Below are 15586 nucleotides of genomic sequence, written 5' to 3'. Positions count from 1 at the left end.
AAGCAGAGAAATTCTTATCAATAATAATGAATTAGAACAGAGCAACGAAAGAGATAGAGCCAACCTGTTATACGACAACGCATTTTCTGGCATTGTAATCTCGATCATTGCTTCCAGCTTTTTAGTTTTTGCCTTCAATATTAGTGGCACTCAGCAGTTTAAACACGCCTGGTGGGTAGTAATGACAAGTTTATTACTTATCCGATTGCTGGATTGGCGAGTATGGAAACACCGCGAGCAGCATAAAGCTTTTAACGGTAGAAAAGCCATTCGGCGTTTCATATTAGGCGCAAACATTACCGCTATAATGTGGTCGGTTTATATTCTCAAAGTTATTTCCAATCCACTAAGTGGTGATATTGATTTAAGCACTCATATTATTATTATTTCGGCCATGGCCGGCGGCTCAGCCACGGTGTTAGCTGGGCATAAGTACACCGCTATGGCTTATGCCTTTATTTTGCTAGCTCCGCCCTCTGTAGGCCTAATGTTCTCTGGTATCTACGAGCGCCAAATGCTGGGTATTCTGGGAGTGTTATTTGGTATTGTGATGGTGGTGATTGCTAAAAAAAATGCCGAGTTTACCGCCCAAGCGGTGTTACTAAAAAACCAAAACGCTGTACTGGTTCATCACATGGAAGAAAAAGTAGAGAGGCGTACCCACACCATTTATGAGCTGTCGAACCTAGACCCCCTCACCGGTTTATTTAATCGCACTGCCTTTTTGCAGCACTTAAAGCTTCGCTTACTAGAAGCCAAACAACAGCAACAGTCGTTAGCGGTTTTGTTTATCGACTTAGATGGCTTTAAAAAGATTAACGATGCTATTGGCCATGATACTGGCGACCAGGTATTGAATAATACCGCGCAGCGCCTAAAACACCTTTGTCATAATCATCAACTGCTGTGCCGCTGGGGTGGTAATGAGTTTTTACTTGCTATAGAAGATTGCGATGAATCACTCGCGATAAGCCGCTCAGAAGAGATTATTCAAACCCTATCTGCAGCTTATACCTTTGCCAATAATCGTTTGTCAGTTGGTGCTACGGTAGGCATCGCGCTTTATCCGCAGCATTCACAAAATGAGCACAGCCTAATTCGTCTTGCCGATACCGCAATGTACGCTCAGAAAAAACGGTTACCCTCTACGGTTGGCGTTTTTTCTGACCAACTAGAAAAACAAATTCACCGCGAATTACTGTTAAAAGATGGTTTAAGCCAAGCAGTAGAAAAAGATCAGCTGCATTTGGTCTACCAACCCATCATAGACGCTAATGATTGCCAAATAGTCTCCTTTGAGGCGCTGCTGCGCTGGCGCTTGAATGATGAGATGATTCCGCCCGATGAGTTCATTAGCATTGCTGAGCAATATGGTTTGATCCGAAAAATTGGCCAATGGGTATTAGAGCAGGCTTGCCAAACCGCCAGCATTTGGGCACAGCGCCACCCCATCGCCATTTGCGTAAATGTATCGGTGGCTCAATTAGAAGATGATGACTTTGTAGACATTGTGGATGCCGCTCTGCAACACAGTCAATTAGCGCCTGAGTTGCTGCACATCGAAATGACCGAATCGGTATTTACCAGCGACATTGGTTTGTTGGCCGAGCAAATTAAAGCGCTGCAAGACAAAGGAGTAAAAGTATCGATTGACGATTTTGGTACTGGTTATTCTTCGCTTTCCATCATGCAAGATTTAGCGGTAAATATTGTTAAAATCGACCGCTCTTTTGTGGAGCGTATTGATACCAATGGCTATGCGATTATTACTGCGGTGATGCACATGGCCAGAGCCTTAAACTACTCGGTAGTGGCTGAAGGTATAGAAACCCAAAGCCAAATGAATATCCTGCGAAGCCTTGGGGTGGATTACCTGCAAGGCTACTACTTTGCTAAACCCTTACCTCTTGACCAAGTTGAACAATTAATTAGCGCTGAGCAAGCGCCTAAGTTGTTGGCTGAGTCTTAAGCTAGCCTAGTATCAATTGAAGATTGATTAGATGCACTTAGCACAATGGCGACCGACTTAGAGGTTGGCGTATCACTAAAATCCCCTTTGCTAGCTAGCGGCACCAAAGGGTTTGCCTCGGGAAAATAAGCCGCGGCATTGCCCTGAGGAATATCATAAGCAATCAACTTAAAACCACTCACCTTACGCTCTACTGTATCGGGCCAGAGCGTTTCTATATCCACCAATGCGCCTTCTGTAAAGCCTAAAGCTTGAATGTCTTTAGGGTTAATCAGTAGTACTTTACGTTCGTTATAAATGCCACGATAACGGTCTTCAAAACCATAAATGGTGGTGTTGTATTGGTCATGCGACCGCAAGGTTTGCAACACTAATACTTGGTCTTCACTTAATGCACGCACTTCGGCGGGTAAAACATCATCTGGCAGAGGATGACTAATAAACTGGGCTTTGGCGGTCGCGGTATTCCACTCTCTACACCGCGCACTGTTACCTAGGTAGAAACCACCAGGCTGCTGTATTCGTTGATTAAAGTGCTCAAAACCTGGAATGGTCTGCTCGATATAGTCACGAATCTTGTCATAGTCTTGTACACTAGCTAGCCAGTCGATAGGCGATGCGCCTAATACGGCGTTAGCAATGCCGGCAATAATCGCTGGCTCAGAGCGCATATCATCGGCACTTTCATCCACCAAACCGGCAGAGGCATGCACCATAGAGAATGAGTCTTCAACAGTTACTTTTTGTGGCCCCGCAGCTTGCATGTCGACATCAGTGCGGCCAAGGCAAGGTAGAATAAGTGAGTATTTCCCCGGTGTTACATGAGTACGATTAAGCTTGGTGGCAATGCTCACGGTAAGTTCACAGTTTGCTAACGCTTGCTCGCTTAGGCCGGTATCTGGCGCTGCAGCCACCAAATTACCACCTAAGCCAATAAATACTTTGCTCTGGCCCTTTAACATTGCTTCGATGGCCTGCACAACGTTGTGACCAGGTTTGCTTGGTGGGGCAAAGCCAAACACATCTTCAATACTTTTCAGAAATGCTGCGTTGGGCTTTTCGTTAATGCCCATGGTCCGGTCACCTTGCACATTTGAATGGCCACGCACCGGACAAACACCAGCCCCCTCTTTACCTATTTGGCCAAACAATAACTGCAAGTTGGTGATTTCGTTTATTGTTGCCACCGAGTGTTTATGCTGAGTAATTCCCATGGCCCAAGCGATAATGACTCGCTCCGACTGCTGATAAATATCAGCAACACTTTCTAGCTGCGCTTGGCTAAGCCCTGATTGCTGTTCAATATGCTGCCAAGAGCTTTGTTCCACCTCTATTAAGTATGCTTCTATTCCCTGCGAGTGCTGCTCAATAAACGCTTGGTTAAACACGCTATCACCATGGCGTAAAGCTTGTTGATGACGCTCTAACAGTATTTTTACTATGCCACGAACCGCCGCCATATCGCCGCCAAGTTTTGGCGTAAAATAGTGGCTCGTTGTTGGACTGGCCGCTCCACCTAGCATTTCTACCGGCTTTTGAGGATTGGCAAAGCGCTCTAAGCCGCGCTCTTTAAGATTATTAAAGGCCACCACTTTTGCACCACGTTGCGTGGCGTGAGCCAAGGTTTCGAGCATTCTAGGATGGTTAGTACCGGGGTTTTGCCCAAATAAAAAGATCGCATCGGCCAGTTCAAAGTCTTCAATGGTAACCGTGCCCTTGCCTATGCCAATACTGGCAGTAAGCGCATGACCACTGGCTTCGTGACACATATTGGAACAATCAGGAAAATTGTTGGTGCCATAACGGCGTACAAACAGCTGATATAAAAATGCCGCTTCGTTGCTAGCTGGCCCAGAGGTATAGAATTCGGCTTGGTCGGGGCTGACTAACTGATGTAGATGCTCGGCTATCAACTTAAAGGCATCATCCCAAGAGATGGCTTGATAATGGTCACTGCCCGGCGCAAAAACCACTGGCTCGGCTAAGCGCCCTTGGTACTCCAAAAAGTAGTCACTTTGCTTGGCTAGCCACTGCACGGAGTATTGGGCGAAAAAACTAGCGTCAACCCGCTTGGAAGACGCTTCCCAATTAACTGCTTTTGCGCCATTTTCACAAAAGCGAAAAGTGGCTTTGTGTCCCTTTTCACCCCACGCACAACCGGGGCAGTCAAAGCCATGGTCTTGATTGGTATTGAGCAAATTCTTGAGATTTTTAGCGACGTTTTCGCTTTTTACGAGATGCTTCGCGGTGCTAGCTAAGGCAGCCCAACCTCCCGCAGCACCTTGATAAGGTTTATGACTCATGCTGGGACCCACCCTCTTTACTTATTCGCCATGGAGCGTGATAAACATTAAATTGGCTGTCTTTAGTAAAGCCAATTAAGGTGATATTAAATTGTTTTGCTACCGATAATGCCAAGCTAGAAGGAGCTCCAACCGCCACCACTACCGGTATATTAGCAATCAGCGCTTTTTGCATTAACTCAAAACTCACTCGACCACTTAATACCAAAACGCTGCAAGCCGCCTGTTGAGACTCCAACAGCAATTGGCCTAACGCTTTATCTAATGCATTGTGCCTACCGATATCTTCGGCAACACTAAGGAACTTGCCATCAGCCCAAACACCTACACCATGCACCGCACCACTTTGCTTAAACAAGGGTTGATGTTCTTGCAGCAAGCTAGGCAACTGATAAATAAGTGATGCAGCTAGCCACTCTTCTTGCGTGTCTAATTCTGGCTGCTGGTTTAAAGCCAAGGCCTTAACAGAGCTCGCGCCACACAAACCACAACTCGAATAGCTGGCAAAATTACGCTCTAATGCCGCCCAGTCAAATTGTCGTTGCCGATTGAGTTGTATCTCTAGGTGATTGTAATCTTCAACTTGCGCAGCCGCAGCCCCTTGAGCAAAGCGAATATCGTCTATGTCGTTTAGTGACTCTATAATATTTTGGCTTTGCAAAAAGCCCAGAACCAAGACCACGTCGTTACCTGGTGTGCGCATGGTAAGGCTAAGTGGCCGCTGCTGATATTGGTTGGTGCGTTGGCAAAACCATTGCAAAGAAAGCTGCAAGGGCTCTTCTATCGCTAAACAATCATGCTGAACTTGCGTGGAATACGCAGCTTGAGCAGAAAAGCGCTGAATACCTGTATGCAAGCTAGCCTTAGCAGTAGCACTAAGTTCTTGCACTACTGCTAATCCAAGATTCGAATGTTGCTGCTTAGGCTTTAGCATTTCGCTCCTACTTAAAGGGGTAATACCAATCGTACTAAGTAACTGTTCATTCTATCTGGCTAAAATACTTGATAACTGCATTAGAATTTTTGATTGTAGAATAAGCACTTATCGAAAAATCCTGCTTTATTCTCAAGTATTTTTCTGCGTTATTTCTGGTCACTTACTTAGTGTAATTGGTATAACAACTCTCGGCAGTTATTGCCGAATATTCAGCCTAATCAAAAGCCTGGCGCAAGGCCAGAACTTTGCTTATAGATGTTCCAAACTGTGCTGTTTACACCGCCTCACTCAAGGTCGTTAAACTCGCACGATTAGCATAGGCTTGAACGGCGATATCACGTACTTCCACTGAAATCATGTCAACACTGGGCAATAACTCACATACAGCGCGGGCAATATCAGTGGCTAAGGCTTTCTTTTGTAGCTCACTACGGCCACTTAGAATTTGCACTTCGGTATGTACATACGGGGCTCGCTTACCACCTACTCGATAGTGGTTGGCTAACACTAAGCGCGCTTTTACATCACCAGGTGAAAACAGGCCACTAGCATCGGCCGCATCGTGTACCGCTTCCACCAAAACATCAAAATTGACTATGCGGGCTAAATCAGCTGGGCATTCTATTACGCAGTGTGGCATGGGGATTCCTTAATCTGTGTTGTATTCCATTAACTCAATCCTCGCCATTATTGGTCAGGGATCGCACATTTGATCAGACTGCTTGAATCGCTATAGCTTCTTGCCTAGAGTGGTTTCTCGCTATCAAAGATATGACAAATACTCTAGGAAGAGTAAGCCAATTCAGCTTAAGTCTATTAAAAAGGAAAATTATGACAGTAGAAACCATTCATAAAATTATTCTTCATCCTTTCATCCAAGAATCTTTACAGAGCCTTAAGCTAATGACCGGCCTTGATGGCCGCGCCGATGAACCATTTATCGATAATGTTAAAGACTTCCGCTTTAAAGGTTATGCCGTTTGTTCTGACATGCAAGGCCAGCTAGATGGCGTGGTGCTCATGCACCACTATCAAGAAACTGCCGTAGCAATTGGTCAAGCAGTGCAACAATCCTTAGTAGGAGAAGCAAGTAGCAGCGAAAGCTTAGATGACGACCTAGTTGCAGCCCTTGAAGAATGGGGCAATACCATTGTGGGTCGGGCTACCCATATTCTACAAAAACACAACTTGGGCTTCGAGTTTGCCAGCCCCCATGTTGCTCTTGATTTAGCCGACATGAGCCGTTACTTAGAAGGCGTACAGCAAATTGTTACTGTGCCAGTGCATGTAGAAGGTGTTGGCCGCTATTACTTTAACTTGTTAGTACGCGAGCTTAATCAACAAAACGACTACCAAGAAGCGGTTTTCAACTCTGACGCTTGTATTGTTGCTCCACCTACCACCGGTGAAACCTTAGCTAAAGATGCGCTAATTATGACAGTGGATGACAGCCCATTGATCCGTAAAGCCATGAAACGCATTCTTGCTGGCATTGGTTACAACAACGTTATTGAAGCAGATGACGGCGACAGCGCAGTAGCCGCATTAACCGAGCATAAACCCGAATTTGTGTTTATGGATGTGGTAATGAATCGCTTGAATGGCGACAAAGCACTGGGCCAAATGCGCCAGCTGGATAAACAAACACCCATCGTAATGCTCTCTTCGGTCACCGACAGCAATGTGGTTGACGCCTGCCAAGAGCAAGGCATTCAAGGGTTTATTTTCAAACCGTTAAATGCCGCAACCGGTGGTGAGTTATTGCAAGCCTACCTAAAGCGTTAATGCTTTAACCACTTAGTTAATCTATAAAGGGGAGACCTTAGTCTCCCCTTCATTGTTGTTACCACCAATCGTCGATGCGCTAGCTGCTGATTAAATACAGCTAAGCTCAGGTTAGGATTGCTTAGGTTTTCTGGTGACAATAAGCAGCGCCAAGGCAAAAATGAACAGCACAATTGTCACTGGCTCTGATACTGAAAAAGCCGCTGCGCTAAAACCACTAAGCGGAATAACTTCCACATATACATTATCGATAAGGTTACCCAACGAACCATTTACCATAGAGTCGAAACGGATCCGTGATAAGGAATCGCTTGCAACAAAGTCACCAGAAAAGTTTCGCCAAGAGCTAGCGTCATGATCATCAATAACTTGCTCAAATACCTCGCTGCCACTGCTATCTTGAATGCTCACAGTAAAGGCCTCTGGTTTGTTAGTGCGTGCTCGATAGTCCAAACCAAAACGATATTTCGCTCCAGCTTCGGTTATAAAATCTTGGTAAATATGGTAATTGCCGGGTTGGCAAGCCTTTTTGCCTTTGCCAGAACAGTGTGCGTTTAGCTCAATAAACTGTTGCCCATGTGCTGCTTGAATATTGAACAAGTTATCCCAAATTTCGATATTGTGTCCCTGCCAACCAACTACATCCTCGCTGGCAAAAAAGCTCCAGCCGCCATAACGAACATCATTTTGCTCAAAACTGCCGTTGCTAATAATTCCAGCTTGGCTTACCAAGGGTAAGCAGCATATAAACATCAATAGGGTTCTCATAAAGCCTCTCTTGCAAATTGCAAATAACACCATTTGATTGGGATACAGCAAGCAGCGGGCCAAGTTATAAAAATCAACATAAGCCATTGAATAGTAATGACTTAATAAACCATGGGTGCATTGGTGAATTGAAAATCCAGCTAAATAACAACGTGGAATCAATACGGTAGATATAGATCCATAAACACCTTTTCGACGTAAACTTAAGCAGTAACCTACCATTAGGGATAAAGCATTATCAGCCACTCAGATAACAATAAAGCCTCTAAAGTGCCCAGTTCGCGCATTGCCCGCTTAGGAAAGCTAGGGTCTTTAGCCTCGCGTGTAGCAGGAGGTATGCTAGCAGAAGGCGCCGCCCAATTAGCAGCAGGCAAACGTCCAAAACTAAATGAAATACTTCTTACCCCCAACAATGTAAAACGGGTGGCCGACCAGCTGGCAAAACTTCGTGGTGCTGCCATGAAGGTAGGCCAACTTATGTCGATGGATGCTGGAGAGATGCTTCCTAAAGAAGTGAGTGAGCTGTTAGCGCGTTTGCGCGCAGATGCCGACCCAATGCCAATTGGTCAGCTTAGCCAAGTGTTGCTCAATGAATGGGGGGAAAACTGGCAGCAACAATTTAAACAGTTTTCTTTACAGCCAATAGCTGCGGCTTCTATTGGACAAGTACACAGTGCTTACTTATCCGAACAACAAAGAGTCGCGATTAAAATTCAATACCCTGGCGTTAAAGGCAGCATCGACAGTGATGTTGACAACGTTGTAAGCCTGCTCAATATCAGCGGTATATTGCCCAAGCAGTTTGATTACCAGCAAATTCTTCAAGACGCCAAACTACAGCTTCACCAAGAAGCAGATTACCTTCAAGAAGCCGAATATCTGCGCCAATATCAAGCTAAACTCGCTAAGCATTCAGAATTTGAATTACCAGAGCTATTTGGCCACTTAAGTACCAGTAACATTCTCACCATGAGTCATCATGAAGGAGAAGCGATTGACCAATTACAGCAGCAACCTCAGGCATTACGTGACCAAGTCATGCATAACTTATTCAAATTATTGATGATGGAGCTGTTTGAGTTTGGCCTAATGCAAACCGATCCCAACTTTGCTAACTACCTGTATTCAACGCAATCAAATAAAATTGTTTTGTTAGATTTTGGCGCAACTCGGCAAATTCCCCAACACATTAGCCAGAGTTATCGCAAACTTCTAAGTAGCGCATTGGCACAGCCATTTACTCTAGATTTAAGCGCCTTAGAGCAACTCGGTTTTGTTAACTCAAACAGTACCGAGCGCCAAATAGCCACCCTAAACAGTATGCTGCAGATGGTGATACAACCGCTTAAGTACCCTGGCGACTACAACTTTGCAAACTCACCGCTAGCTAAAGAACTACGCGAAGCAGGCATGGCACTTAGTTATGAACATGACTACTGGCACACCCCGCCTATCGACGTGCTGTTAATCCACCGAAAAATTGGAGGCATGTATTTACTGGCAAGCCGACTAAACGCCAAAGTAAACTTACAGCAGCTGTTTGAGCCTTATCGGCTAGAGCACTAAGCCTTAACGCTCCGGTCAATAATCACAGCCTAATAGACATAGGCTTGGTCAAACTCATGCCCACTGGCAGCTAACCCCCAGCGCCCATCGACGCGCTGTTAATACACAGAAAAATTGGTGGCATGTATTTACTGGCAAGCAGGCTAAACGCCAAAGTAAACTTAAAGCAGTTGTTTGAGCCTTATCGGCTAGAGCACTAAGCTCTTGCGCTCAGTTCAATCATTACAGCCCCATAGCCGCAGGCTTCTTGAAGCTATGCCTACTAGCACCGATACCTTCCAGCCCCTATCGACGTGCCGTTAATACAGCGAATAATTGGTGGCATGTATTTACTGGCAAGCAGGCTAAACGCCAAAGTAAACTTACAGCAGCTATTTGAGCCTTATCGGCTAGCGCATTAATCCCTTGCGCTCAGTTCAATCATTACCGCTGCGTGGTCACTGGCTTGGCTGTCTACAGAGTAATCTGCGTGGGTGAGATGGCGGTCAAAACAGTGATAAGCCACTACCTCTGCCAACTGCTGTTGATAATCAGGAGAAAACTCTCCAGACAATAAAATGTAATCTAATACACTGCCTTGTCCGCCCCAGTAATGCGTTGCGGCGCGTGGCTGGTCTGTTTGGCTTAAAGTAAAGCTGTCATGCATTCGCCAGTGCTGTTCTATTTCATCATGCTGCACTAAAGGCAAGTCGAATACATGGCTAAGTGCACCTTGAGATAGGTCATCATTAAAGTCTCCCAGCATCATTACTGCCTCGAGCTTATGTTTACGACAACTTAAAATATCCTGCATCAATAGACTTACTTCTTGTGCTCGCAAGGTATCAGACTGCCAGCGGCCCATGTATTCATCAATATCACTAGGCTCACCCACTAGGTCTTCATCTAAGATCGGCCGCTTGGATTTGAGATGAACCACATAAGCTTTAATCCAGCCTATTTCTGGTAACTTAACTTTTGCAATCAAAGGAGCACGACTAAAAGTATTCAAGTGATTAGGATTATAAAGGCTGCCACTACGCAGCGGATACTTGCTAGCCAGCGCTAAACCCGGTTTGCGGTAAACATAGCTAGACTCGTCGAGGCTACTGGGTGTAGATAAAAAGTGCGGGTAGCCAAGGCTTTTACATTGCTCAGCCAACGCTTCTGCACTAAATACTTCCTGAAAAGCCATTACATCGGCATCAGCTAAGGCAATGATTCTGCTTAACCAAGCTTGCTTTTGCTGCCATTGTTGCGAGTCCAAAATATTGTCGAACTCATACGCCGCATAGGGAGCAGCTAAGTAATTAAGTAGATTCAAACTGAGAATTTTAATGCCTACTCCTTAGCTAAGCTCCTGTTTTATCTAGGGGCAGTTTATCTTTCGCGATTAAATCGTTTTAGGCGCGGCAAGGCGTGTGTAGCCTAGCATTCTAGGTAAATACGGCTTAACAAAGCATAAAACAATTTTAGCCGACCCCTTCGGCAGCAATTGTGGCTGCAAAAATCAGCTCGAAAGATAAGCAGCCCCTAGCACTGTGCTTGATTAACTCATCAGTGACAAGCTTATTTCACGGTTATGGTTATTTTCTCAGATAGAATTGGCGGAGAATGAGGGATGTGAGTCATATCACCTAACAGCAACTGTAAGGTATGCTCACCCGGTGTTAACTCAATAGTGGTTTCGGTTTGTCCGCCACCAAAATGTATATGTTGAGCATCGGCTGGAACGGGCATATCGAGCGCTGGAAGCTCAGCCACATCAATTAGTAGATGATGATGCCCGGTATTAGCTTTATCAATTCCTGCTGGCGCTACGCCCATCCCCTTTAGTCCAAAACTCACCGTAACTGGATTGCTCACCATCGCGCCGTTGGTAGGAGAAATGATATATACGCTAGCGCCCTCAGGGGCTTTAGTTTGCGCCCAAGTCAGCGGAGCAAAGAGCACAGCTGTAAGTAAAGCTAAATAAACAAACGACTTACCACGTGTTAAATTACCCATATTCATTACCCTAAGTTTTTAACAAGAGAGCTTTAAAGGTAGTAACGAAGCCTTTACTAAGCAATTTAGCTAAGCTGCAAACTCGAGTTAGCCAGAGCAAAAGTATTTGATTAATGCGCTAAGCAAACTTCAGGTTTGTGAAAGTATCTAGCGCGTTCAGTTAAGCTAAATAGCAAATGAGTACGTATTATTTTATGATTAAAAATCTAACTAGATGGGTAAGTTAGCAGTAGTAGGTGAAGATGTTAAAAGCGATCAGTGCACAATTTGTAATTAAAGTAGATGGTATTCGAGTAGAGGTAAGCAAGGGGCAAGTACCAGAGTATTTTATTCGAGAGATTAAGCTGGTACAGCGCAGCGCCCAAGCGATTAAAGGCAAAATCTACGGGATGCGCCGAGGTCGTCAAATAAACCTAGAGTGCTCGAAAGAGATTCCCGAGCACATTTTACAGCGCTTACGTAATGTTTGGCGCCCTAATCCAACACCGAGTAACGATGGCAGTTTAAAGCGCCGCTAAGCGACGTGCGAAATTACGCTACTTGCTTTCTACGAAGCCAAGCAAGAGACAGCAGAGCTAAACCAGCAAAGCCAATACTACCTCCACCAGACTCCGCTGCTGGTTGGCTGATGTTCACCAGCTCGTCTGCCAATTTTGAGGTGAAATCACAATCTATAGAGCTAGATTTATTAGCTCCCTCTTCAAACTCTAGCCTCATGATTTGAGTATATAAATGCCTCTCGCTAGGGCTCATTTTTGCACCCACACTGGAGTTAGCATTAGCCTGAGTCGTAGTAGCTGCATCAGCTTGATAAGCGATTTTAACCGAGTGAACCCCTTCGGGTATATCGACTGCTAGTTCAGCCTTACAATCTCCACTTAACTGATATTTAGAATGCTCATCAACACTTATGGATAAAGAACCAGAGCCACTATAGCTGCCAAGGAAAACATCCAAAGCCAACTGCCCAGGGCCTTCAATATCGCCTGTTAAATACTGGCGCACTTGCTCATTACCAGATTCGAAAGCAATTCCTTCATCAAGCAAACTGCTCCATTGCTGCAATCCACTAACATTCCACACATCAAACGGAGTATCGTATACAGCTAGCAATTCAGAAGGCATTTGCGGTAATACTAAGAGATCAATAGTGAGGGCTTCATCAGCCAAGCTAAACGTTAGCTTTGCTGCTGCGTGACTAGCTTCGTTAAGCAATACATCCAGCTTCAACTGACAACTCGCACTTGCTTCTAGCAGGCTACATTCATTTTTATCAACAATACTGAAGTGCTCAGAGCCCACGTCAAAATCGCTTAGCTCAATTGTCGAATCACTGGTATTTTTTAGGTTTATGCTTAAAGGCTGGCTTTGATAAGGATCTTGGATATGCCAGATTTCTTCTTTTGCAAAATCAAGAGGACCAAGCAACTCCAGTTGCGTCGCCTTAATCCAATCCAAGTAGCGCCCTATTCGGGTGAATAACCCCATGTAGTTATAGCCATGCGACACTAAACCAGCATATACCTCCTGACCATCAACAAACACAAATGCAGGCGTTCCACTATCGCCAGGGGCAGGTCCTTTAGTCTGCTTTCCTGAACAGATAAAGTCCTCATCTGCGATGGCATGCGGAACATCCGCAGCAATTTGGTTATTACAGGTATCGATATCTGCTATCGGGGATATAGCCCCTTGCAACTGATAAGCGGGCTGATAGCTTTCATAGGCTGTAGAACCCAAGCCTAGTATTTTTAAGTTCTCTCCTGCTTGTAACTGTAGATTTTCAGCTTCACTAATCAATCGAACCGCTGGATAGTTTTCGGGATAACTTGCCATTTGATAAACAGCAATATCTTTATCATAGCTGCCAGCCACATATTGAGGATGGATAACGCTTTTAGCGAGAGGGTAACAATTATTCTTTGCTGCAGCGCCACTGCCTCCCATACAAGCATAAGCACGTGTTGCAGGAGCAAGAGCTACACAGTGTGCAGCACTTACAATCAAACCCCGGCCGATATAAGCTCCGCCACATTGGTGAGTTTCAAGGCTTCCAAGCCCAGTAAAATATCGCAGCGAAACCACACTTGGCCAATCTTTATCGGCCTCTTGCTCTCCACCAACAACGGCATTTGCACTACCGACAAACAGGCTTAAAATTAGCCCAAACCAAATCCTTATACTCACTTTCCCATCCTTAGCTTTATAGTTTTTTAGCACCCTACATTTAATAATATAAAACTCAATAAAAGGTTGGTGAATTTGTGATCAAGCAAAATCTAAGAAGAACTACCAAAGTAAAAAACTACAGCACTAATATACATGCTGTAGTTCTTTAAGATTGAACTAATATGGACAAACAAGAGTCCAGAGAGACCTATTAACCAGTAACATCGATATTTGAAAAGCTAGTTAACGGAAACAAGAAGCGAGAAAGTAACTTTAGCTACGCGATACTATAGTCAGACTAATCACGCTTAGGCTTTACTCTAATACGATCGAAGCGACCTTGCCCACCTTTTCGATAAGCACCAAATATGGTGACCTTATCGCTAATACCGCTGTTAAAATCGACTTCAATTACTTCCCAATCACCATGGTAATCATCGTCCGCATAGGTTTGGATGGAGAACTCTTGAAATTTGTTAATGAGCTTTTGTTCTTCGGTGGCTTCGGTTGTTACTGTCACCCCTATTTTTCCGGAGCCTTTTAAAAATACCGCTAAGGTATATTCGGTATTGGGTCGCACAGTTACTTCTTGCTCAAAACGGCCACTTTCACCGGTTATTTTGGCAGACGATTCATCATCGCGCCCTTGGCCTGAAATAGCGGTTGAACCAGACTTCTTCCAGCCATACCAGCCCTGCTCAAAATCTGGGTTAAGCACCAAGACCTTGGCCACAGCGGCTTGGCTAATTACCAGTGAGCATACACACCCACAGAGTATCGATAGTACTCGTTTTAACATGTTCAATTTCCTTATTTTTTGTTTACCGTACTGTCTCTTTTCGATAGCAAACTGCAGCCTGTTATTGGTACTCCTAAGCCGCAAAATAAGTAATCTTATAACACAAATAAATCAGGTTAGTTTTACTCCAATCTTTGTTGGATTAATCCCTGCATTGGCCTTCCCATACCAACATTTGTAATACCAAACTACTTATTGATGATTTTCTCGGGAATTATTGTTTAAAAACAGAGACAAGCAGTGATTTTGTGAGCCAGCTCATACACTTATTACATAACCTGAACTCGGGATAAGGAAGTGACGAGAACTCTGTAAGCCAGTATTTAATCTAGCTCCCTGTTTCTGGGGAGATAGCTTTGCTTAGCTCAAGGCGAAGCCGTGCGCCAATAGCTAGCCTATTGCAAGTTGCTTCAATACCGAAATAAGTAGAATTGACCTAACTAGTCAATTTTCCCGAGCTCAGCTTATATATCAAACCGTTAGTTGGTCATTGCGGGAACAGGGATCTGTTGAGAGTGATAGTAGTGAGCAATTGTAGAAGTCAGCTTTCCAGAGTAATGAAGATAGTTAAGCAAGTGCTCTAGCTTTTCTCGCTGCTGATATAAGCTTGATTGACGGGAGATACCTATATACACCTTGCTATCGTAAGGCACTTCAAACTTAGCAATCTTAAATTTTCCAGCCCACAAGGAAGAGTTCAAGGCTTTATGGCGGCCAGTCTCGCCGGCTAAGCATACATCAACGCGTTTTCGTTCAAGCATTTTCAAGCATTCGCTTTGGTTGTTTAGCTTCACTTTATATAGTTTGTGGTCTTGATCGAAGCGCGCGAAATGCTTAGCCCCAAGCTTAATGCCTACCCGCATGGGATAAAGATCTGAATACTGGTTTAAGCTTCGTAGTTCACTTTTACGTATAACGAAATAATGACGAGCAGTGCTTAAGTAAGCGGGCTCTAAGAAGTAGATATCTTGTTCACGCTGCTCAGTTTTAATTAAACCTGCGGTTATGTCCACTTGGCCAAGCTGCAAACTGCGCAAACGCCTAGCAAAGGGTAAGTAGTAGTTAACACTTTCTACACGCGCTTCTTTAACCAACAAGTTCATAATGTCGTGGCTCAGTAGATGTTGCTTTGTAGAATAGGCTACTCGCCAAGTCGCTCTTGACTCAGCCGTTGCAGTATTTAGCAACAAGTAAAGCCCAAGCAACAATAAGACCCTCATTAGCAAAAAATCCCTTTTAGCTAGTATTAAGCCTATGATTCCTTTAAGGCTTTCTCAAAAAGTCGCAATCAGGCTACAGCAAAG

13 protein-coding genes are annotated in these 15586 nt (G+C 44.5%); 4 read left to right on the top strand and 9 right to left on the bottom strand.

Annotation, left to right across the window (positions count from 1 at the left end):
* Nucleotides 1–181: 181 nt before the first annotated feature.
* On the top strand, nucleotides 182–1969 hold the full coding sequence (locus tag ACYFDN_RS07495; protein WP_483510621.1) for a putative bifunctional diguanylate cyclase/phosphodiesterase: 1788 nt from the start codon (nucleotides 182–184) through the stop codon (nucleotides 1967–1969).
* On the opposite strand, the gene ACYFDN_RS07490 is transcribed toward ACYFDN_RS07495, so the two are convergent.
* From ACYFDN_RS07490 to ACYFDN_RS07480, 3 genes are all read right to left on the bottom strand, one after another.
* Entirely contained in the window at nucleotides 1966–4272 is a 2307-nt protein-coding gene (locus tag ACYFDN_RS07490; RefSeq protein WP_483510620.1) for an FdhF/YdeP family oxidoreductase, read from the bottom strand. The genes ACYFDN_RS07495 and ACYFDN_RS07490 overlap by 4 nt on opposite strands.
* Complete coding sequence (locus ACYFDN_RS07485) at nucleotides 4262–5206, bottom strand: formate dehydrogenase accessory sulfurtransferase FdhD (RefSeq protein ID WP_483510619.1); 945 nt, start codon at nucleotides 5204–5206, stop codon at nucleotides 4262–4264. The genes ACYFDN_RS07490 and ACYFDN_RS07485 overlap by 11 nt, the downstream gene beginning before the upstream one ends.
* A 277-nt stretch (nucleotides 5207–5483) precedes the next feature.
* Nucleotides 5484–5849, bottom strand: coding sequence for a 5-carboxymethyl-2-hydroxymuconate Delta-isomerase (locus ACYFDN_RS07480; protein ID WP_016400425.1), 366 nt, complete (start codon nucleotides 5847–5849; stop codon nucleotides 5484–5486).
* 191 nt (nucleotides 5850–6040) lie between these two features.
* On the opposite strand from ACYFDN_RS07480, the gene ACYFDN_RS07475 reads away from it, so the two are divergent.
* Nucleotides 6041–6994: a response regulator gene (locus tag ACYFDN_RS07475; protein WP_483510618.1), complete on the top strand. Its 954-nt coding sequence runs from the start codon at nucleotides 6041–6043 to the stop codon at nucleotides 6992–6994.
* 111 nt (nucleotides 6995–7105) lie between these two features.
* Here the strand turns inward: ACYFDN_RS07475 and ACYFDN_RS07470 are convergent, their stop codons facing one another.
* Nucleotides 7106–7762 carry a carbohydrate binding domain-containing protein gene (locus ACYFDN_RS07470; protein WP_483510617.1) on the bottom strand — a complete coding sequence of 219 codons (657 nt, stop codon included), beginning with the start codon at nucleotides 7760–7762 and terminating at the stop codon, nucleotides 7106–7108.
* Nucleotides 7763–8098: 336 nt separating this feature from the next.
* Here ACYFDN_RS07470 and ACYFDN_RS07465 point away from each other — a divergent pair, with 336 nt between their 5' ends.
* Nucleotides 8099–9328: an ABC1 kinase family protein gene (locus ACYFDN_RS07465; protein ID WP_483510616.1), complete on the top strand. Its 1230-nt coding sequence runs from the start codon at nucleotides 8099–8101 to the stop codon at nucleotides 9326–9328.
* A 397-nt stretch (nucleotides 9329–9725) separates the two neighbouring features.
* Here the strand turns inward: ACYFDN_RS07465 and ACYFDN_RS07460 are convergent, their stop codons facing one another.
* Nucleotides 9726–10631: an endonuclease/exonuclease/phosphatase family protein gene (locus ACYFDN_RS07460; RefSeq protein ID WP_483510615.1), complete on the bottom strand. Its 906-nt coding sequence runs from the start codon at nucleotides 10629–10631 to the stop codon at nucleotides 9726–9728.
* Nucleotides 10632–10876: 245 nt separating this feature from the next.
* Complete coding sequence (locus tag ACYFDN_RS07455) at nucleotides 10877–11314, bottom strand: DUF4399 domain-containing protein (RefSeq protein WP_483510614.1); 438 nt, start codon at nucleotides 11312–11314, stop codon at nucleotides 10877–10879.
* 242 nt (nucleotides 11315–11556) lie between these two features.
* Here ACYFDN_RS07455 and ACYFDN_RS07450 point away from each other — a divergent pair, with 242 nt between their 5' ends.
* Nucleotides 11557–11832, top strand: coding sequence for a DUF3634 family protein (locus ACYFDN_RS07450; protein WP_016400432.1), 276 nt, complete (start codon nucleotides 11557–11559; stop codon nucleotides 11830–11832).
* Between the two features lie 13 nt (nucleotides 11833–11845).
* Here the strand turns inward: ACYFDN_RS07450 and ACYFDN_RS07445 are convergent, their stop codons facing one another.
* From ACYFDN_RS07445 to ACYFDN_RS07435, 3 genes are all read right to left on the bottom strand, one after another.
* Complete coding sequence (locus ACYFDN_RS07445) at nucleotides 11846–13501, bottom strand: trypsin-like serine protease (protein ID WP_483510613.1); 1656 nt, start codon at nucleotides 13499–13501, stop codon at nucleotides 11846–11848.
* 280 nt (nucleotides 13502–13781) lie between these two features.
* On the bottom strand, nucleotides 13782–14282 hold the full coding sequence (locus ACYFDN_RS07440; protein WP_152780184.1) for a carbohydrate binding domain-containing protein: 501 nt from the start codon (nucleotides 14280–14282) through the stop codon (nucleotides 13782–13784).
* 479 nt (nucleotides 14283–14761) lie between these two features.
* Nucleotides 14762–15502, bottom strand: a complete 741-nt coding sequence (locus ACYFDN_RS07435) for a substrate-binding periplasmic protein (protein WP_483510612.1) — start codon at nucleotides 15500–15502, stop codon at nucleotides 14762–14764.
* Nucleotides 15503–15586: the final 84 nt, after the last annotated feature.

The sequence above is a fragment of the Agarivorans sp. D1326 genome (assembly GCF_056958115.1).
This window is presented reverse-complemented; position numbering and strand designations above follow the sequence as displayed.

What these genes read in the sequence shown, in the direction of transcription:
- ACYFDN_RS07495 (WP_483510621.1), top strand. Translation starts at nt 182, where the DNA reads ATGACAAGTTTATTACTTATCCGATTGCTGGATTGGCGAGTATGGAAA.
- ACYFDN_RS07480 (WP_016400425.1), bottom strand. Translation starts at nt 5,849, where the DNA reads ATGCCACACTGCGTAATAGAATGCCCAGCTGATTTAGCCCGCATAGTC.
- ACYFDN_RS07450 (WP_016400432.1), top strand. Translation starts at nt 11,557, where the DNA reads ATGTTAAAAGCGATCAGTGCACAATTTGTAATTAAAGTAGATGGTATT.
- ACYFDN_RS07455 (WP_483510614.1), bottom strand. Translation starts at nt 11,314, where the DNA reads ATGGGTAATTTAACACGTGGTAAGTCGTTTGTTTATTTAGCTTTACTT.
- ACYFDN_RS07435 (WP_483510612.1), bottom strand. Translation starts at nt 15,502, where the DNA reads ATGAGGGTCTTATTGTTGCTTGGGCTTTACTTGTTGCTAAATACTGCA.
- ACYFDN_RS07475 (WP_483510618.1), top strand. Translation starts at nt 6,041, where the DNA reads ATGACAGTAGAAACCATTCATAAAATTATTCTTCATCCTTTCATCCAA.
- ACYFDN_RS07465 (WP_483510616.1), top strand. Translation starts at nt 8,099, where the DNA reads ATGCTAGCAGAAGGCGCCGCCCAATTAGCAGCAGGCAAACGTCCAAAA.
- ACYFDN_RS07490 (WP_483510620.1), bottom strand. Translation starts at nt 4,272, where the DNA reads ATGAGTCATAAACCTTATCAAGGTGCTGCGGGAGGTTGGGCTGCCTTA.
- ACYFDN_RS07485 (WP_483510619.1), bottom strand. Translation starts at nt 5,206, where the DNA reads ATGCTAAAGCCTAAGCAGCAACATTCGAATCTTGGATTAGCAGTAGTG.
- ACYFDN_RS07440 (WP_152780184.1), bottom strand. Translation starts at nt 14,282, where the DNA reads ATGTTAAAACGAGTACTATCGATACTCTGTGGGTGTGTATGCTCACTG.
- ACYFDN_RS07470 (WP_483510617.1), bottom strand. Translation starts at nt 7,762, where the DNA reads ATGAGAACCCTATTGATGTTTATATGCTGCTTACCCTTGGTAAGCCAA.